The 19,390-nt window shown below is 57.3% G+C and carries 17 protein-coding genes; 15 read left to right on the forward strand and 2 right to left on the reverse strand.

Features of this window, described 5'->3' with window-relative positions; genetic code table 11:
* From NA637_RS16755 to NA637_RS16770, 4 genes are all read left to right on the forward strand, one after another.
* A partial coding sequence (locus NA637_RS16755; RefSeq protein ID WP_256073448.1) for a restriction endonuclease subunit S occupies positions 1-700 on the forward strand: 700 nt, incomplete at its 5' end.
* 1 nt (position 701) lies between these two features.
* The gene (locus tag NA637_RS16760) at positions 702-1,844 is read left to right on the forward strand and encodes a hypothetical protein (RefSeq protein ID WP_019727090.1); all 1,143 of its coding nucleotides are present in this window, start codon (positions 702-704) and stop codon (positions 1,842-1,844) included.
* Complete coding sequence (locus NA637_RS16765) at positions 1,837-4,938, forward strand: HsdR family type I site-specific deoxyribonuclease (protein WP_033936963.1); 3,102 nt, start codon at positions 1,837-1,839, stop codon at positions 4,936-4,938. The genes NA637_RS16760 and NA637_RS16765 overlap by 8 nt, the downstream gene beginning before the upstream one ends.
* 70 nt (positions 4,939-5,008) lie before the next feature.
* Entirely contained in the window at positions 5,009-6,052 is a 1,044-nt protein-coding gene (locus NA637_RS16770) for a virulence RhuM family protein (RefSeq protein ID WP_019727088.1), read from the forward strand.
* A gap of 3 nt (positions 6,053-6,055) precedes the next feature.
* Here NA637_RS16770 and NA637_RS16775 read toward each other — a convergent pair whose 3' ends face one another.
* Together NA637_RS16775 and NA637_RS16780 are read right to left on the reverse strand one after the other, a co-directional pair.
* Positions 6,056-6,919, reverse strand: coding sequence for a phage integrase N-terminal domain-containing protein (locus NA637_RS16775; protein WP_019727087.1), 864 nt, complete (start codon positions 6,917-6,919; stop codon positions 6,056-6,058).
* A gap of 582 nt (positions 6,920-7,501) precedes the next feature.
* Positions 7,502-8,668, reverse strand: coding sequence for an STY4528 family pathogenicity island replication protein (locus tag NA637_RS16780; RefSeq protein WP_019727086.1), 1,167 nt, complete (start codon positions 8,666-8,668; stop codon positions 7,502-7,504).
* 1,021 nt (positions 8,669-9,689) lie between these two features.
* Between NA637_RS16780 and mnmG the strand changes: the two genes are divergently transcribed.
* The 11 genes from mnmG (at position 9,690) to atpG (ending at position 19,387) form a co-directional block, all read left to right on the forward strand.
* The gene (mnmG, locus tag NA637_RS16785; protein ID WP_256073449.1) at positions 9,690-11,582 is read left to right on the forward strand and encodes a tRNA uridine-5-carboxymethylaminomethyl(34) synthesis enzyme MnmG; all 1,893 of its coding nucleotides are present in this window, start codon (positions 9,690-9,692) and stop codon (positions 11,580-11,582) included.
* Positions 11,583-11,587: 5 nt separating this feature from the next.
* The gene (rsmG, locus tag NA637_RS16790; protein ID WP_256073468.1) at positions 11,588-12,229 is read left to right on the forward strand and encodes a 16S rRNA (guanine(527)-N(7))-methyltransferase RsmG; all 642 of its coding nucleotides are present in this window, start codon (positions 11,588-11,590) and stop codon (positions 12,227-12,229) included.
* Positions 12,230-12,247: 18 nt separating this feature from the next.
* Complete coding sequence (locus tag NA637_RS16795) at positions 12,248-13,033, forward strand: ParA family protein (protein ID WP_256073450.1); 786 nt, start codon at positions 12,248-12,250, stop codon at positions 13,031-13,033.
* Between the two features lie 170 nt (positions 13,034-13,203).
* The gene (locus NA637_RS16800; protein WP_256073451.1) at positions 13,204-14,076 is read left to right on the forward strand and encodes a ParB/RepB/Spo0J family partition protein; all 873 of its coding nucleotides are present in this window, start codon (positions 13,204-13,206) and stop codon (positions 14,074-14,076) included.
* Positions 14,077-14,202: 126 nt separating this feature from the next.
* The gene (locus NA637_RS16805) at positions 14,203-14,634 is read left to right on the forward strand and encodes a F0F1 ATP synthase subunit I (RefSeq protein ID WP_256073470.1); all 432 of its coding nucleotides are present in this window, start codon (positions 14,203-14,205) and stop codon (positions 14,632-14,634) included.
* A 15-nt stretch (positions 14,635-14,649) separates the two neighbouring features.
* Positions 14,650-15,519, forward strand: a complete 870-nt coding sequence (gene atpB / locus NA637_RS16810; protein WP_256073452.1) for a F0F1 ATP synthase subunit A — start codon at positions 14,650-14,652, stop codon at positions 15,517-15,519.
* 54 nt (positions 15,520-15,573) lie between these two features.
* Positions 15,574-15,831 (forward strand): F0F1 ATP synthase subunit C, encoded by a 258-nt coding sequence (gene atpE, locus NA637_RS16815; RefSeq protein ID WP_002555987.1) that lies wholly within the window; start codon positions 15,574-15,576, stop codon positions 15,829-15,831.
* 57 nt (positions 15,832-15,888) lie between these two features.
* Complete coding sequence (locus NA637_RS16820) at positions 15,889-16,359, forward strand: F0F1 ATP synthase subunit B (protein ID WP_256073453.1); 471 nt, start codon at positions 15,889-15,891, stop codon at positions 16,357-16,359.
* Between the two features lie 14 nt (positions 16,360-16,373).
* On the forward strand, positions 16,374-16,910 hold the full coding sequence (locus tag NA637_RS16825; RefSeq protein WP_256073454.1) for a F0F1 ATP synthase subunit delta: 537 nt from the start codon (positions 16,374-16,376) through the stop codon (positions 16,908-16,910).
* A 21-nt stretch (positions 16,911-16,931) separates the two neighbouring features.
* Entirely contained in the window at positions 16,932-18,476 is a 1,545-nt protein-coding gene (atpA, locus tag NA637_RS16830; protein ID WP_256073455.1) for a F0F1 ATP synthase subunit alpha, read from the forward strand.
* 50 nt (positions 18,477-18,526) lie between these two features.
* Positions 18,527-19,387, forward strand: coding sequence for a F0F1 ATP synthase subunit gamma (atpG, locus tag NA637_RS16835; RefSeq protein WP_256073456.1), 861 nt, complete (start codon positions 18,527-18,529; stop codon positions 19,385-19,387).
* Positions 19,388-19,390 lie beyond the last annotated feature (3 nt).

Consider the following 19,390-nt stretch of genomic DNA (forward strand, 5'->3'; position numbering starts at 1 on the left):
TAGCGCAAGCAAGCAAGCAAGCAAGCAAGCAAGCAAGCAAGCAAGCAAGCAAGCAAGCAAGCAAGCAAGCAAGCAAGCAAGCAAGCAAGCAATTATAAGGTGGATGATGCTGAATGAAATAGGAAAATTCATCCGCGGCCGTCGATTTACCAAAGCTGACTATGTGGAAAATGGCATCAATGTCATCCACTACGGCGAAATCTATACGCAGTACGGTGTATGGACGGACAAGGCTATTTCGCAAGTCAGGTCGGACATGGCAAGCACCCTGCGCTATGCCCAACCTGGCGATGTCGTCATTACCGGTATCGGAGAAACCGTCGACGATGTCGGAAAGGCGACGGCATGGATTGGCGATAAAGAAGTAGCCATCCACGACGACTGTTATGCCTTTCGCCATGATATGAATCCGAAGTTCGTTTCCTACTGCATGCAGACAACTTCCTTCATTTCGGAAAAAGCGAAGTATGTGGCACGCACCAAGGTCAAAAGACTGTTGCTTGATGGTTTCTCAAAAATCCGTATTCCAGTGCCGCCACGGGAAGAGCAGGACCGCATCGTCGCCATCCTCGATAAATTCAATACCTTGACGAACTCCATCAGCGAAGGCTTGCCGCATGAAATCGAACTGCGACGCAAGCAGTACACGCATTACCGCGACAAGCTATTGAATTTCGTGGAGTTGGAGGAAGCCGCATAACATGGGCAAGACGCTCGGGGAAGTCGCCAAACAACTCGGAGAGACCGAAAAAAAGGTGCTGCTGATCTACGCCTTCAACGGTTCGGGCAAGACGCGTCTTTCCCGTGAGTTCAAGCAGCTAGTCGCCCCTAAGAATGGAGACACTGAAGGATTGGCTGCTGATCAATCCGAGTCGCCGCGCAATAAAATCCTGTATTACAGCGCCTTCACCGAGGACCTGTTTTATTGGGATAACGATCTGACTCAAGATGTTGAGTACAAGTTGCGAATTCAACCTAATTCATTCACGGACTGGTTGCTCACGCTGCTCAGGGATCTGGGGCAGGATGGAAATATCGTCAGATACTTCCAGCACTATGCCAACGACAAATTGACCCCCCATTTCAGCGAAGACTTCTCCGAAGTCACCTTCTCGCTGGAGCGTGGCGACGATGAAAGCTCCGGCAGCCTCAAAATCTCGAAAGGCGAAGAGAGCAACTTCATTTGGAGTGTTTTCTACACACTGCTGGACCAAGCCATCAGCACGCTCAATGTCGCCGAACCGGAAAATCGCGAAACCCGGCAATTCGACCAACTAGAATATGTATTCATCGACGACCCGGTGAGCTCACTGGATGAAAACCACCTGATCGAGTTGGCCGTCAATCTGGCGGGGTTGATCAAGACCAGTCCGCCCGGCCTGAAATTCGTCATCACCACCCACAGCCCGTTGTTCTACAACGTGCTCTACAACGAACTCAACGCCAAGACCTGCTATTTACTGGAGCGGCTCGAGGATGGCACCTTCGCCCTCTTGGAAAAGAAGGGAGATTCCAACAAGAGTTTTTCCTATCACCTGCATCTAAGAAAAACCCTTGAGCAAGCGATTGCCGCCAATCAGGTCGAGCGTTATCACTTCACACTGCTGCGCAACCTCTACGAGAAAACCGCCAGCTTTCTGGGCTACCCGCAATGGTCGGAACTCCTGCCCGACGACAAGCAGGCCTATTTGAATCGCATCATCCAATTCACCAGCCATAGCACCCTGTCCAATGAAGCGGTAGCCGAGCCAACGCCGCAAGAAAAGCAAACGGTCAAATTCCTGCTGGACAATCTGATCAACAACTATGGCTATTGGCAGCAACAGGAAATGCAGAATGGTTGAGTACATCAAGCCCATCGCCGAGTCGAACAACTTCATCGTGCTCGACAGGTACGTCAAGGATTGGAAGGTTGCCGAAAGCTACCAAAGCGAAGGCGACCTGGAACGCGAGTTCATCCAAGATCTGGTAAATCAGGGTTATGAATATCTGCCCGACCTGAAAACACAGCAAGGCTTGCTGGCCAACGTCCGTGAACAATTGCAAACCCTGAACGGCGTCCGATTCTCGGACGGTGAATGGGCGCGCTTCGTGGAAACCTGGCTGGACAAGCTAAGCGATGGCATCGTCGAAAGAACCCGCAAGATTCATGACGATTACATCCATGACTTCGTGTTCGACGATGGCCGTATCCAGAACATCTACCTGCTCGACAAGAAGAACATTGCCCGCAACAAGGTGCAGGTGATCAAGCAGTTCGAGCAAACCGGCAGCCATGCCAACCGCTATGACGTGACCTTGCTGGTCAACGGCCTGCCGCTGGTGCAGGTAGAGCTGAAAAAGCGCGGTGTGGCTATCCGTGAAGCCTTCAACCAGGTGCATCGCTACAGCAAGGAGAGCTTCAACAGCGAGCATTCCCTGTTCAGGTATTTGCAGCTGTTCGTCATCTCCAACGGCACCGACACGCGCTACTTCGCCAACACCACGCAGCGCAACAAGAACAGCTTCGACTTCACCATGAATTGGGCGCAGGCCGACAACAGCCCGATCAAGGACTTGAAGGACTTCACCGCGACCTTCTTTCAGAGGCATACCTTGCTCAATGTGCTGCTGACCTATTCGGTGTTCGACGTCGGCAATACTCTGTTGGTGATGCGGCCCTACCAGATTGCTGCGACCGAGCGCATCTTGTGGAAGATCAAGAGCGCCTATCAGGCCAAGCACTGGAACAGCACCGAAGGCGGCGGCTATGTCTGGCACACGACGGGTTCGGGCAAGACCCTGACCAGCTTCAAGGCTGCGCGCCTAGCGACGGAACTGGAGTTCATAGACAAAGTATTCTTCGTGGTAGACCGCAAGGATCTGGACTACCAGACCATGAAGGAATATCAGCGCTTTTCGCCAGACAGCGTGAACGGCTCGGACAGCACTGCGGGCTTAAAGCGTAATCTGGACAAAGACGACAACAAGATCATTGTCACCACTATCCAGAAGCTCAATAACCTGATGAAGAGCGAAAACGACTTGCCGATCTACGGTAAGCAGGTGGTCTTCATCTTCGACGAGTGCCACCGCAGCCAATTTGGAGAGGCACAGAAGAACCTGAAGAAGAAGTTCAAGAGGTTCTACCAGTTCGGTTTTACCGGTACGCCGATCTTCCCGCAAAACGCGCTGGGCGCGGACACCACCGCCAGCGTGTTCGGCCGGGAACTGCACTCCTACGTCATCACCGATGCCATCCGCGACGAAAAGGTGCTCAAGTTCAAAGTGGACTACAACGACGTTCGCCCGCAGTTCAAGGCCATCGAAAGCGAGCAGGACGAGAAGAAGCTCAGCGCGGCGGAAAACCGGCAGGCCTTGCTGCACCCGGATCGCATCCGCGAAATCACCCAGTACATCCTGAACAACTTCCGGCAGAAGACCCACCGCCTGCAAGCGGGTGCCAAGGGCTTCAATGCCATGTTTGCCGTGAGCAGCGTGGATGCGGCCAAGCTCTACTACCAAGCCTTCAAGACCCTGCAGAAGGACAGCGACAAGCCTTTGAGGGTCGCCACCATTTTCTCCTACGCCGCCAACGAGGAACAGGACGCAGTAGGCGACATCGCGGACGAAGGCTTTGAAGTTTCGGCCATGGACAGCAGTGCCAAGGAGTTCCTGGAAGCGGCCGTTGCCGATTACAACGCACTGTTCAAGACCAGCTTCAGCGTGGACAGCAAGGGCTTCCAGAATTACTACCGCGACTTGGCCAAGAGAGTCAAAGAGCAGGATGTCGATTTGCTGATCGTGGTCGGGATGTTTCTGACCGGCTTCGATGCGCCCACGCTGAACACCTTGTTCGTGGACAAGAACCTGCGCTACCACGGCCTGATCCAGGCCTATTCGCGCACCAACCGTATTTTTGACGCCACCAAGACCTTCGGTAACGTCGTCACCTTCCGCGATCTGGAACAGGCGACCGTTGCTGCCATCACCTTGTTTGGTGACAAGAACACCCGGAACGTGGTGCTGGAGAAAAGCTACGCCGAGTACATGGAGGGCTTCACCGATGTCGTCACGGGCGAGGCGCGACGTGGCTTCAAGGATGTGGTGGGTGAGTTGGAGCAGCGCTTTCCCGACCCCACCAACATCGTCAAGGAATCCGACAAGAAAGCCTTTGCCAAACTGTTCGGCGAATACCTGCGCGTGGAAAACGTGCTGCAGAACTACGATGAATTCGCCAGCCTGAAAGCCTTGCAGGACATTGACACGAGCGACCCGCAGGCGGTGGAGGACTTCAAGACGAAACACTACCTAAGCGACGAAGATTTGGCCGTATTGCAGGCGATACACATGCCCGCCGATCGGAAAATCCAGGATTACCGCTCCACCTACAACGACATCCGCGACTGGCTGCGCCGGGAGAAAGCCTCGGCGGAAAAAGAAAAATCCAGCATCGACTGGGATGATGTGGTGTTCGAGGTAGATCTGCTCAAGTCGCAGGAAATCAACCTGGACTACATCCTGGAATTGATCTTCGAGAAGAACAAGAAGACCAAGGACAAGGTGGCTCTGATCGAGGACGTGCGTCGGGTGATCCGCGCCAGCCTGGGTAATCGCGCCAAGGAAAGCCTGGTGGTGGACTTCATCAACCAGACCGACCTGGATGGGCTGGGCGACAAGGCCAGCGTGATCGAGGCATTCTTTAGCTTTGCCCAGGCCGAGCAGCAGCGCGAGGCTCAGGAGTTGATCAACGACGAGACGCTGAATGCAGAGGCGGCCAGACGGTACATCAGCACCTCACTGAGACGCGAGTTCGCCAGCGAGAACGGCACCGAACTCAATGCCCTGCTGCCCAAGATGAGCCCGCTCAATCCGGAGTACCTGACAAAAAAGCAAAGCGTCTTCCAGAAGATCGCCGCGTTCGTCGAAAAATTCAAAGGGGTAGGTGGGCAGGTGTAACCGGCCAGAGTTATCGCACTGGCGTTAAAGCGTGCCTGGTCGACGTACAGACCACGTTGAGATACTTGGTATGAATGGCAAAAAATTGATCCGCAACAGCACAGCCGAGTTTCTGATCTTCACTGGCCAGGCCGGCGAACAGAGCATCGAGGCCCGCTACGAGGACGAAACCCTGTGGCTGTCGCAGAAGCTGATGGCCGAGTTGTTCGGGGTGGACGTGCGCACCGTCAGCGAGCACCTGAAGAACATCTTTGCCAGTCATGAGCTCGCGCCTGAGGCAACTATCCGGAAATTCCGGATAGTTCAGCAGGAGGGCCAGCGGGAGGTGTCCCGCGCGGTGGACTTCTACAACCTCGATGCCATCATTTCCGTCGGCTATCGGGTCAACTCCCTACGCGCAACGCAGTTCCGCCAGTGGGCGACCGGCGTCCTGCGTGAGTTCGCCATCAAGGGGTATGTGCTGGATCGTCAGCGCATGGAAAACGGCAGCTTCCTGGGCGAGGACTACTTCGAGCGGCTGCTGGCGGAAATCCGCGAGATCCGCCTCAGCGAGCGACGCTTCTACCAGAAGATCACCGACATCTACGCCACCAGCGTGGATTACAACAAGGACGCACCAACTACCAAGGCATTCTTCGCCAAAGTACAGAACAAATTGCATTACGCCATCCACGGCCATACCGCGGCAGAGTTGATCCGCAAACGGGCCGATAGCAGCAAGCCACATATGGGGCTGACTTCCTGGGCGAGCGCGCCCGAAGGCAAGATCCTGAAAACCGACGTAGCCGTGGCCAAGAACTACTTGACCAAGGACGAGTTGGATTCATTGGGTCGTATCGTCAACGCCTATCTGGAGTTGGCCGAGGATCGTGCTCGCCGCAAGATTCCCATGAGTATGGAAGACTGGTCCAAGCGGCTGGACGCCTTCCTAGAATTTGATGAACGGGAAGTGCTACAGAGCAGCGGCAAGATTTCTGCGAAACTTGCCCAGACACATGCGGAAAGCGAATTTGAGAAGTACAGAATTGTGCAGGATCGCCTGTTTGAAAGCGATTTCGACAAAGCAGTGAAAAAACTGACGGCCGGTGAGTCAAACACCAGAGATGGCGGATAAGCCTCAGGTTCCCAGATAGATAGACGTCACTTTCAGCCTTTCATGCCCGAGTTCATGGCTGATCTGCTGTCGGGCGTGTTGGTCACTCATTCTCTGACTGCTACTGAGCTGAGCTTTATCAGGGCCACCCGCCGCCGGCGCCTTCCATCCCGTCAGCACCTCATACCGCATCTGCGCATACCGATGCCGCAGCCCGTGCATGTTGCTCAGCCCTGCTGCCTTGCACTGACCGTCGTAGGCATGGCGCTGTTGGATGTAGGTCTTGTGTGATGGAATCAATGATCCCAGGCCTGCCAAGCGATGGGCCTCATCCAGCACGGCACGCTGCTCCGGTGTCGTGATCGGCACCGTCCGGTCGCGTCCACCCTTGGCCCATGACCCCTTGATGGCGATGTGGTCGCTACGGTCGGCATAGCGGGGTTGGAACTTGATGGACTCTTCGCGGCGCAGGCCGAAGGCCGCTTGCAGGCGCAGGCTCATGCGGACGTGCGGATCGGTGATCCGGTCCAGCCTGTCATCGAGTTCCTTGGCCTTGCTTTCGCCGGTCACATAGCGTCGTTCAGGGATACCCAGCTTGGTGTTGTCCGCTGGCAGGATGCCTGCCTTGCCGACCTTTTCGGCCCACCAGCGCAGGTGCGCCATACGATTCTTCAGCGTGCCGGCCGACAGACCTTCGGCTTGCCAGCGCTGCAACAAGGCTTCGACATGCTTGCCCTTGAGCGAGGTGGCTTGCATCTGGCGGAAGCCTGCTTCGCGCAGTTGACGGGCGGCCAGGGTCAGCGACCGTTGCCGATCCGCCTGGGTGGCGTGGCTGCCGTCGCGGTTGCGTAGGCAGAGCTGGCGCAGGGTATAGGTCAGGTCGTCCATTGGTGTGGACCTCCATCGGCTTTGGGGCTGAGATACAAGGGTCAGTGTTTTTGCCAACTCGCCAAGGCGAGATCCCCGAAGGGCAAGGGCCAGGTGCTCAGTTCACCTGTGGCCTCGAATGAGACGTCCGCCTTGCTTCCTGTGGGAAGGCCGAGCGGAGGAATTGCGAGAGACGACAACACGATGTGCTGGGATGGGTACCTCCTGTGGTGCAGTGTGGAAAAGGTGCCGGCTGGCTGCGCAAGGTCGGGCGACCAGCGATGAGCGCCTAGAACGGGGATGTGTGTTGCGACGATGGCGGGACGAACCACGCCGAGAATGAGAAAAGCTCTGCCCATGGGTAGGGCGGCACACAGAGCGAGCCTGGGTGTGCCTGGTTGGTTCCGTCCGGCGAACCGGGTCGGCGCTTGCAGGAACCTGCGCCAGGGTTCCGGTGTTCATACCCACCGGCAGGTCGTTGCTGGGCCAGTGTGTCGGGGCATCGTCATGTGCGCAGCCATCAATGCGATGCTGCGCCAACCCGCATTGCTGCTGCAGTTTGCCGGGCCGTCACTGCGGCGTGCAGTGACGGCCCTATCGGCCTTACGTCGCACCCAGCGGATCGAGCCTTGCAGCAGCATGCGTGTTCCCTGGGCCTGTTGGCAGCGTTCCGCTGTCAGCCATGCATCCGATGATCTGCCCGATGGGCAGCGATGGCGTCTTCAGCATGCGCCGGATCTGCTCCAGATGCCGTTGCGCCACTTCGCGCGACGCAGGTTTTGCGGCTTGGTTGCTGGACGCTGGAGAAGGGGCCGGCGGCGAGCCATGCTGGCTGTTGCTGATGGCCTGCATGGGTGTCTGCTGTGGAGTGGATTTGCGCGCCGCCCAGAGCTTGAACACGCCTTCCACGGCCTTCTTGATCAACCCGTAGAGGTAGGCGATGGCGTTGTGCACGCTACCTGATTCGCAGCGCACGTTCCACTCGGCCAGCACTGCCAGGCGTTGCTCCGGAGGCAAGCCCCTGAGACGCGCGGTGAGAACCCGTTGCTGATCCTGCGGCAGTTGCCGGAAGCGGGCTGGCACATCTGACCTGGATACCTGCTCTTCGGTTGGTGAGCGGTACGTACGTACTTCTTTTAATACTTCTTTTACAGTACGTACTGCTGTCGCAGACGCCGGTACGGGTTTCGGAATGTCGCTGCTGGCTTCGGGCACGCGAGCATCAGGCGAAGTAGGACCACCAGGACTGCCCGGATCATGGTCATCGCCCCGGTGTTGCAAGCGCCTGATCCGCACTTGCATTGTTGCGGGCAGCTTTCCCAACCTGTCTGGATGGCGCATAGCCTCGTCGAGAATGGACTGTGCCAGTTGGCGAATCGTCGCACTGGCATGGCCGAGCGCCCGTTCCAGCAAGGGCAGGTAGTCCTCGTCCTCCATGCAGGCGTCGTCGAACGCGAGGGGCTGATTCCGCACCGCGTAGCGGCTGGCCATCGAGAAGCCGGTCATCGGGTTGCGGCGGTACTCGACCAGCGCAATCCACGTGGACAGCCGCAGGCACAGCACGGCCCTGGAGACGGTTTCAAGGGCAGCCCGCTTGCTGCCCGGCGCGCTCGGCAGGTACCCGCGCAGCGCGTCGTAACTGAGAACCACGGTGCTGTCGCTGCCGGCCAGCGCACGGAAAGTCAGCCAGGCGTTGCGCTCCAGTGGTGTCAGCCGCTCATCGAGCAACAGGGCTTTCGGGGTGATGATGTCCGAGGTTTGGTGTGACATGGTGAGGCTCCTATCGGTATCGGCCAACTGGCCAAAGGAGCCGTCATCTCACCCCGGCATCACCGCTGCCGCAGCCATCAATCCGAACTGCGCTCCTCCCGTTTTTTCGAGTTGAAGCAGAGCGCAACATCCTTGGTGTTCCGGATCAGGAGGTGGGAAAATGAGCCTTCGCTACGGTCATTGGACGTTGCTGAACGCCGATGGCCATGTTCGCCGTCCTTGATCAGACCGCTTACTGGCGCGCTGCACCGGCGACGAGAGCGCGGGGAGCGTACAAGGAGAGCCATCCGCCGCCACCAAGGGACACGCTTGGTATTTGGGTCCAAGAATAGGTCCAAGCGCGTTTCGTAACCGCCATGAATTCCTTGAAAATCAACGACATGCGGGATAAATGCCGCTTCTGCATCGGCAAATAGCCGGTCGATACAAGCGTCTCAGCTCGTACCTCAGCGCTGTCCAGCGATGAGCGGACCCGCTCGCGCTCTTCTTTCCACCGTATGCCTGAAGAATGGTCGACTTCGACCTCTGCAAACCCAGCGGCTGATTCTGCGGCGAGCAAAACTCGGGCATACAACAATCATGCAGTTGCTTCGTTCCAGCCTAACCGCTGTCATTTTTGTCTAGCGAGCGTGCATTAAACACTGTGGAAAACCTTGCTTAAGCCCGGTCAATAAACGGTGTGCAACCATCTCTCCGTAGTCGGCTGTGGATAACCGAGCGTTCCATGCACAGGGTGTACACCGTGCTTCCACCGTCTGTACCACAGCTAGACACACCCTTTCTTTGTCTTGCAGGATGCTCCGTATCTGGGCTAGAGAGATCTATCCACAGATATTGGCTGCGTATTTATAAACATAAAAATAAGCTTTAAATCATTCTCTTGTTTTATTTCTTACTACCTGTTTCGAACTACAAAAGACTACTACTGGTCATTTTTTGTTCAGAGGCCTTCTTTCGCGGTCACCTAGCGCCTATACTGGCGAGCTTCCTGAGACTCAACCAAACAGGCACGAGGTGCGTGGTGGATTTCCCTTCCCGTTTTGACGTCATCGTTATCGGTGGCGGCCACGCCGGTACCGAAGCCGCTCTGGCGGCTGCTCGAATGGGCGTGAAGACACTGCTGCTCTCTCATAACGTCGAAACGTTGGGACAGATGAGCTGCAACCCGGCCATCGGCGGCATCGGCAAAAGCCACTTGGTCAAGGAGATCGATGCACTTGGCGGCGTTATGGCGACTGCCACGGACAAGAGCGGCATTCAGTTCCGCGTGCTCAACAGCCGCAAAGGACCTGCTGTCCGTGCTACCCGTGCTCAAGCAGACCGGGTTCTGTACAAGGCGGCAGTACGGGAATCCTTGGAGAACCAAGCGAACCTGTGGATATTTCAACAAGCTGCGGATGACCTCATCGTCGAAAACGAGGAGGTCAAAGGCGTTGTCACTCAGATGGGTCTGCTTTTCCTGGCCGAATCGGTTGTCCTCACAACCGGCACCTTTCTTGGCGGACTTATCCACATCGGTCTGCAGAACTATTCCGGTGGTCGTGCTGGCGATCCCCCATCGATCGCGTTGGCTAAACGCTTACGCGAACTTCCATTGCGAGTTGGTCGGCTGAAGACCGGAACGCCTCCGCGAATCGACGGACGCAGCGTCGACTTTTCGGTGATGACCGAGCAGCCGGGTGACACGCCGATACCGCCCATGTCGTTTCTCGGCCACGCGGCGCAGCATCCACGGCAAGTGAGCTGCTGGATCACCCATACCAACGCGCGCACCCACGAGATTATTGCCGCCAACCTCGATCGGTCACCGATGTACTCGGGTGTCATCGAGGGTGTCGGGCCGCGTTACTGCCCGTCGATCGAGGACAAGATTCATCGTTTTGCCGACAAGGACAGCCACCAGGTCTTCATCGAGCCTGAAGGCCTGACTACCCATGAGCTGTACCCCAACGGTATCTCCACCTCGTTGCCGTTCGACGTTCAACTGCAGGTCGTTCAGAGCATCCGCGGAATGGAGCAGGCGCACATCGTGCGGCCCGGGTACGCCATCGAGTACGACTATTTCGACCCGCGCGATTTGAAATACAGCCTGGAAACCAAGGTGATTGGCGGCCTGTTCTTCGCAGGCCAGATCAACGGCACCACCGGTTACGAAGAGGCCGGCGCCCAGGGGTTGCTGGCCGGCACCAACGCCGCGCTACGCGCCAAAGGGCTGGAAAGCTGGTGCCCACGTCGGGACGAGGCGTATCTCGGCGTGCTGGTTGACGACCTGATCACCCTCGGCACCCAGGAGCCGTATCGCATGTTCACTTCGCGCGCCGAGTACCGGCTGATTCTGCGTGAGGACAATGCCGATCTCCGGTTGACTGAAAAAGGCCGCGAGCTGGGGTTGGTCGATGATGTTCGCTGGGCCGCCTTCGAACGCAAGCGCGAAAGCATCGTCCAGGAAGAGCAGCGCTTGAGAAGCACCTGGGTTCGTCCAGGTACCGAGCAGGGCGATGCCATCGCTGAACGTTTCGGCACGCCGCTGACCCATGAATACAACTTGCTGAACCTGTTGGCGCGACCGGAGATCGATTACCTCGGTCTCGTGCAGCTCACCGGTGGCGGAACGCCAGATCAGCAGGTTGCCGAGCAGGTCGAAATCAAGACCAAGTACGCCGGCTATATCGATCGCCAACAGGAGGAAATCCACCGCTTGCGCGCCAGCGAATCCATCGGGTTGCCGGCTGAGCTGGATTATTCGAGCATTTCCGGTCTTTCCAAGGAAATTCAGCACAAGCTTTCCCTGGCGCGGCCGGAAACGCTTGGCCAGGCGTCACGGATTCCGGGGGTGACCCCAGCCGCGGTATCGCTGCTGATGATTCATCTGAAAAAACGCAGCGCCGGGCAGAAGCTGGAGCAGAGCGCGTGACGGCCATGGAATTGGTCAGTCATGCCGATGAACTCAAGCAGGGCGCTTCCCTGCTGGGGGTCGATCTCGGTAGCACTCAGCAACAGCAGCTGCTGGCCTATCTGACGTTGCTGAACAAGTGGAACAAGGCCTACAACCTAACCGCAGTGCGCGATCCGGCGGAAATGGTGTCTCGGCACTTGCTCGACAGCCTTAGTGTTATGCCACAAGCAGCGCCAGGTGGCGCACGCTGGCTCGATGTTGGCAGTGGCGGCGGCATGCCAGGTATCCCGCTGGCGATCATGTTTCCCGAGCGCAACTTCACCCTGCTCGATTCCAACGGCAAGAAAACCCGCTTTCTTACCCAGGTAAAGCTGGAGCTGAAACTTGCCAATGTGGAACTAGTCCACAGCCGCGTCGAGCAATTCACCCCCGCGCAGCCATTCACCGATATCACCTCGCGTGCGTTCAGTTCGCTTGAGGATTTTGCCAATTGGACGCGCCATCTCAGCGACTCAGCCACGCGCTGGCTCGCAATGAAAGGGATACAGCCGGACGATGAGCTGCTAGCGCTTCCGGCAGACTTCCAGCTGGAACGTTGCGTGGTTCTCAAGGTTCCAGGTTGCCAAGGGCAACGCCACCTGTTGATACTGCGGCGCACTTCATGACCCGGACAGACACTGACCATGGCTAAAGTATTTGCCATCGCCAACCAGAAAGGCGGTGTCGCCAAGACGACCACCTGCATCAACCTGGCGGCGTCGCTCGTGGCGACGCGTCGCCGGGTGTTGCTGATCGACCTTGATCCACAGGGCAACGCCACCACTGGCAGCGGTGTGGATAAGTTGGCGTTGGAGTACTCGATATACGACGTGTTGATTGGCGAATGCAGCCTGGTCGATGCCATGCAGTTCTCCGAGCACGGCGGTTATCAACTGCTGCCAGCGAACCGTGACCTGACCGCAGCCGAAGTCGCCTTGCTCAATCTACCGGCTAAAGAGCACCGTTTGCGCGAAGCGCTGGCACCCGTTCGGGAAAATTATGATTACATCCTCATCGATTGCCCGCCCTCGCTGTCGATGCTGACGATCAATGCACTGACCGCCGCCGATGGCGTGATCATTCCGATGCAATGCGAGTATTACGCACTGGAAGGTTTGACTGATTTGGTCAACTCGATCCAGCGCATCGGTCAGGCCTTGAACCCTACGCTGAAAATCGAGGGTTTGCTGCGTACCATGTATGACCCTCGCAGCAGCCTGACCAACGATGTTACCGAGCAGTTGAAAGCGCACTTCGGTGAGAAGCTTTACGACACGGTGATTCCACGCAATGTGCGCCTGGCCGAAGCCCCCAGCCATGGCATGCCGGCGCTGGTCTATGACAAGCAATCCAAGGGCGCCTTGGCCTATCTGGCACTGGCAGGCGAATTGTCGCGCCGCCAGCGCCGGGCCGCCCGTAGGGTCGGTTGACGTTTCGCTCGCAGCCGCGCCGGAGCCTGTTTTTGCGCGGAGCAAGGCATGAGGAGAGAGGTTTGGTCATTCCAAATGAGCGACGAATAACGCCGCACCGCGCAAAAACAGCAACACGGCTCGCGCCGAAACGTCAACCGACCCTAGCTGTAACCGCATAAGGAAACTTGATGGCGACCAAAAAACGAGGCCTAGGACGAGGTCTGGATGCCCTGCTCGGCGGTGCCAACGTGGCGGCGATACAAGAGGAAGCCGCCCAGGCCGATGTGCGTGAGCTGCAACAGCTGCCGCTCGACGTGATTCAGCGCGGCAAGTACCAGCCGCGCCGCGACATCGATCCGGTGACCCTCGAAGAACTGGCCAATTCGATCCGTACTCAGGGTGTGATGCAGCCGATCGTGGTGCGCTCGGTCGGCTCCGGCCGCTATGAAATCATTGCCGGCGAGCGGCGCTGGCGGGCCAGTCAGCAGGCCGGTCTGGACCGGATTCCGGCCATGGTCCGGGATGTTTCCGACGAGGCGGCCATCGCCATGGCGTTGATCGAAAACATTCAGCGCGAAGACCTCAGCCCTATCGAGGAAGCCGTTGCGCTGCAGCGGTTGCAGCAGGAGTTTCAGTTGACTCAGCAACAGGTCGCGGACGCCGTGGGCAAGTCCCGAGTGACCATCAGCAATCTATTGCGTCTGATCGCCTTGCCAGAAGAGATCAAGACACTCCTCTCGCATGGGGATCTGGAAATGGGCCATGCCCGGGCTTTGCTTGGACTTCCCGCTGATCAACAGGTAGAAGGCGCGCGGCATGTTGTCGCACGAGGACTGACCGTAAGGCAGACCGAAGCACTGGTGAGGCAATGGTTGAACAAACCAGAAAGCGTCAAGGCTGAGCCGAAAAGCGACCCTGATATCGTCCGCCTGGAACAGCGTCTGGCTGAACGGCTGGGCTCGCCGGTGCAAATCAAGCATGGCGAGAAGGGCAAGGGGCAGCTGGTGATCCGTTACAGTTCGCTGGATGAGTTGCAGGGTGTGCTTGCGCACATACGCTGAAACAATTGCAAACGTATAAGGTTGTAGTACTGCGCGGTAGCCACTACCAAATGGTTGTACCTGACCCTAACGGCACATATAAGCTGCGCGCATTTTCAAAGACATAAGGCATGGCGATTGACCGACATGCGCGGCGCAAGCCAAGGACAATATTTGGTCGGCTACCAGAAAAAACGCCTACCCTTCCATCGGCTAGCGGTTTTTCCGGTTCTGATGGCGCAGTTGTCGTTATTGCTCATCTCAGCGGTCATGCTGTGGCTGTGGGCCGGTAACATTGCGGGTTACTCTGGATTGCTCGGTGGTTTGATCGCCTTGCTTCCGAATATTTATTTTGCGCATAAGGCTTTTCGCTTTAGTGGCGCGCGGGCTGCTCAAGCTATCGTCAGGTCATTTTACGCCGGCGAAGCAGGGAAACTGATCTTCACGTCAGCGCTGTTCGCGCTGGCGTTCGCAGGGGTGAAACCGCTGAACCCACTGTCGTTGTTCGGTGTGTTCATACTGACTCAAGGAGTCGGCTGGTTTGCGCCTCTGCTGATTAAGAAAAGAATTTCAAATTGATCCATTGAGGCAATCATGGCAGCAGAGAACGCTTCGGGTTACATACAGCACCACTTGTCGAATCTGACCTACGGGCGTTTGCCGACGGGTGAATGGGCCTTCGCCCATTCTGCGGAGCAGGCCAAGGAGATGGGCTTTTGGGCATTTCATGTGGATACTCTCGGAGTGTCCGTGGTGCTCGGCCTCGTGTTCCTCCTGCTGTTCTGGGCCGTCGCCAGAAAGGCCACGTCCGGCCAGCCCGGTGGTGCGCAGAACTTTGTCGAATTGATGGTGGAATTCGTCGACAACAGCGTCAAGGACACTTTCCACGGACGTAGCGCACTGATTGCGCCGCTGGCCCTGACGATTTTCGTCTGGGTGTTCCTGATGAACTTCATGGACCTCTTTCCGGTGGACTGGTTGCCCATGCTGGCGGCGAGTGTGACCGGCAACGAGCAGCTGTTCTTCCGCGTGGTTCCGACCACCGACCCGAACGCGACGCTCGGTCTGGCACTTTCGGTGTTCGCCCTGCTGCTGTTTTACAGCATCAAGGTCAAGGGCCTGGGGGGCTTCTTCGGCGAGCTCACGCTGCATCCTTTCAGCAGCAAGAACATGGCCGTGCAGGTTCTGCTCATCCCGATCAACTTCCTTCTCGAATTCGTTACCCTGATCGCCAAGCCTGTTTCGCTGGCGCTGCGTCTGTTCGGCAACCTGTACGCTGGCGAACTGATCTTCATCCTGATTGCCATCATGTTTGCTAACGGCGTGGTTCTGGGTGGGCTGGGTATTGTTCTGCAGTGGGCGTGGGCGGTGTTCCACATCCTGATCATCGTGCTGCAGGCTTTCATCTTCATGATGCTGACGATCGTCTATCTATCGATGGCTCATGAAGAAAACGATCACTGATTCGATTCGCTTTACCTAAACCCTTAACCAATACGACATAAAGTCGGAGGAAAAATGGAAACTGTAGTTGGACTGACTGCTATCGCTGTAGCTCTGCTGATCGGCCTGGGTGCCCTGGGTACTGCAATCGGCTTCGGCCTGCTGGGCGGCAAATTCCTGGAAGGTGCCGCACGTCAGCCGGAAATGGTGCCGATGCTGCAGGTAAAAATGTTCATCGTCGCCGGCCTGCTCGATGCGGTGACCATGATCGGTGTAGGTATTGCGCTGTTCTTCACTTTCGCGAACCCCTTCGTTGGTCAATTGGCAGGCTGATCCATTCGGGTTATCGAATGGATGGTTTGACGGACAACGAACGAGCGAGGTGTTGGCGTGAACATTAATGCAACCCTGATTGGCCAGTCCGTTGCGTTCTTCATTTTTGTGCTGTTCTGCATGAAGTTCGTATGGCCTCCGGTCATAACAGCTCTGCGGGAACGCCAGAAGAAGATCGCTGACGGCCTGGAAGCTGCCAGTCGCGGTGCTCGTGATCTGGAGTTGGCTCAGGACAAAGCGAGCCAGCAACTGCGCGAAACCAAGGCGCAAGCGGCTGAAATCATCGAGCAAGCCAAGAAGCGCGCTAACCAGATCGTCGACGAAGCTCGCGATCAGGCCCGTGTCGAGGGTGAGCGGATCAAGATTCAGGCTCAGGCCGAGATCGAACAGGAAATCAACAGCGTCAAAGACGCGCTGCGCGCCCAATTGGGTAGCCTGGCCGTCAGCGGTGCCGAGAAGATCCTGGGCGCATCCATCGATCAGAACGCGCATGCGGAGCTGGTTTCCAAACTGGCAGCCGAAATTTAAGCGAGGGCGCGATCATGGCAGAACTGACCACGCTGGCCCGACCTTACGCCAAGGCTGCCTTCGAGTACGCACAGGTCCATCAGCAACTGGCCGAATGGTCAGCCATGCTTGGTCTGGCTGCTGCGGTGTCGCAAGACGACACCATGCAGCGCGTGCTCAAGGCCCCGCGTATGACGAGAGACGACAAGGCCACCACCTTCGTCGAGGTGTGTGGTGAAAAGCTCGATGCCCAGGCACGCAATTTCATTCATGTGTTGTCCGCCAATGACCGTTTGCCGTTGTTGCCGGAAGTCTCCGAACTGTTCGAGCTGTACAAGGCCGAGCAGGAAAAAACGGTTGACGTGGATGTGACCAGTGCTTTCGCGTTGAGCAACGAACAGCAAGACAAACTCGCCAAGGTTCTCAGTGCACGGCTCGGCCGGGAAGTGCGCCTGCATGCCGCGGAAGATGCCTCCCTTTTGGGTGGCGTATTGATCCGCGCCGGCGACCTGGTTATCGATGGCTCAGTCCGCGGCAAGCTCGCGAAACTGGCCGAAGCATTGAAATCTTGAGTTTGAAGGGGCAGCAGAGCAATGCAGCAACTCAATCCTTCCGAAATAAGTGAAATCATCAAGGGGCGTATCGAAAAACTCGATATCGCCTCCCAAGCCCGCAACGAAGGCACCGTCGTCAGCGTGTCGGACGGCATCGTGCGAATTCATGGTCTGGCCGATGTCATGTATGGCGAGATGATCGAATTCCCGGACGGCGTCTACGGTATGGCCATGAACCTTGAGCGCGACTCTGTCGGTGCCGTGGTTCTGGGCGCATACCAGACGCTTGCCGAAGGCATGAGCGCCAAATGCACCGGTCGCATCCTCGAAGTTCCGGTGGGTCCTGAGCTGCTCGGTCGCGTCGTCGATGCGCTGGGCAATCCGGTTGACGGCAAGGGCCCGCTCAACAACGTCGCTACCGACGCCGTGGAAAAGGTTGCGCCGGGCGTGATCTGGCGTAAGTCGGTCGATCAGCCGGTGCAAACCGGTTACAAGGCGGTTGACGCCATGATCCCGGTTGGCCGCGGTCAACGCGAGCTGATCATTGGCGACCGTCAGATCGGTAAGACGGCTCTGGCGATCGACGCGATCATCAACCAGAAAGACAGCGGTATTTTCTGTGTGTACGTTGCCATCGGACAGAAGCAATCGACCATTGCCAACGTGGTGCGCAAGCTCGAGCAGAACGGTGCTCTGGCCAATACCATCATTGTTGCCGCGAGTGCCTCTGAGTCTGCCGCGCTGCAGTTCATTGCGCCATATGCTGGCTGCACCATGGGCGAGTACTTCCGTGATCGTGGCGAAGATGCCCTTATCGTTTATGACGATCTGTCCAAGCAAGCAGTGGCTTACCGCCAGATTTCGCTGTTGCTGCGTCGTCCGCCAGGACGCGAAGCCTATCCGGGCGACGTGTTCTATCTCCACAGCCGTCTGCTGGAACGTGCATCGCGCGTTTCCGAAGAGTATGTCGAGAAGTTCACCAACGGTGCCGTGACCGGCAAGACCGGTTCGCTTACGGCGTTGCCGATCATCGAAACACAGGCTGGCGACGTTTCGGCGTTCGTTCCGACCAACGTGATTTCCATCACGGATGGTCAGATCTTCCTGGAGTCGGCGATGTTCAACTCGGGCATTCGCCCGGCCGTGAATGCCGGTGTGTCGGTTTCCCGCGTCGGTGGTGCCGCTCAAACCAAGATCATCAAGAAGCTGTCCGGTGGTATCCGTACCGCTCTGGCTCAGTACCGTGAACTGGCGGCGTTCGCCCAGTTCGCCTCTGACCTGGACGAAGCGACCCGTAAGCAGCTCGAGCATGGTCAACGCGTCACCGAGCTGATGAAGCAGAAGCAATATGCGCCTATGTCCATCGCCGACATGTCGCTGTCCCTGTACTCGGCCGAGCGTGGCTTCCTGCAGGACATCGAAATCGCCAAGATTGGCAGCTTCGAACAAGCGCTGATTGCTTACTTCAACCGCGATCACGCCGATTTGATGGCGAAGATCAACGTGAAGGGTGACTTCAACGACGAAATCGACGCGGCCCTCAAAGCCGGTATCGAGAAGTTCAAGGCCACCCAAACCTGGTAAGCCGCAGCGGAGGTCGCAAAGCCTCCGCCTGCTAACCCGATAGGTGTCAAATGGCAGGCGCAAAAGAGATTCGCAGCAAGATTGCGAGCATCAAAAGCACGCAAAAAATCACCAGCGCCATGGAAAAGGTAGCTGTCAGCAAGATGCGCAAGGCTCAAATGCGCATGTCTGCCAGCCGTCCTTATGCGGAGCGTATCCGCCAGGTGATTGGTCATCTGGCCAACGCCAACCCGGAGTATCGCCACCCTTTCATGGTCGAACGTGAAATCAAGCGTGTCGGTTATGTCGTGGTGAGCAGCGACCGGGGTCTGTGCGGTGGCTTGAACACCAACCTGTTCAAGGCGCTGGTCAAGGATATGGCAGCGAACCGCGAGCAAGGCGTCGAGATCGATCTCTGCGTCATTGGCAGCAAGGGCGCCGCGTTTTTCCGCAGCTTCGGTGGCAATGTCGTCGCGGCAATCAGCCACCTGGGCGAGGAGCCGTCGATCAATGATCTGATCGGTAGCGTCAAGGTCATGCTGGACGCTTACCTCGATGGTCGTATCGATCGTCTGTCGGTGGTCTCGAACAAATTTATCAATACCATGACGCAACAGCCGACAGTGGAGCAGTTGGTTCCTCTGGTGGCCGATCCGGATCAGCAGCTCAAGCATCACTGGGACTATCTGTACGAACCCGACGCCAAGGAACTGCTCGACGGTTTGATGGTGCGCTACGTGGAGTCGCAGGTGTACCAGGCGGTGGTCGAGAACGGTGCGGCTGAACAGGCCGCCCGGATGATCGCGATGAAGAACGCAACTGACAACGCCGGTGATTTGATCAGCGATCTCCAGCTGATCTACAACAAGGCTCGTCAGGCCGCGATCACCCAAGAGATCTCGGAAATCGTCGGCGGCGCTGCCGCGGTTTAACGG

The sequence above is a fragment of the Stutzerimonas stutzeri genome (genome assembly GCF_024448935.1).
Classification (GTDB): Bacteria; Pseudomonadota; Gammaproteobacteria; order Pseudomonadales; family Pseudomonadaceae; genus Stutzerimonas; species Stutzerimonas stutzeri_AO.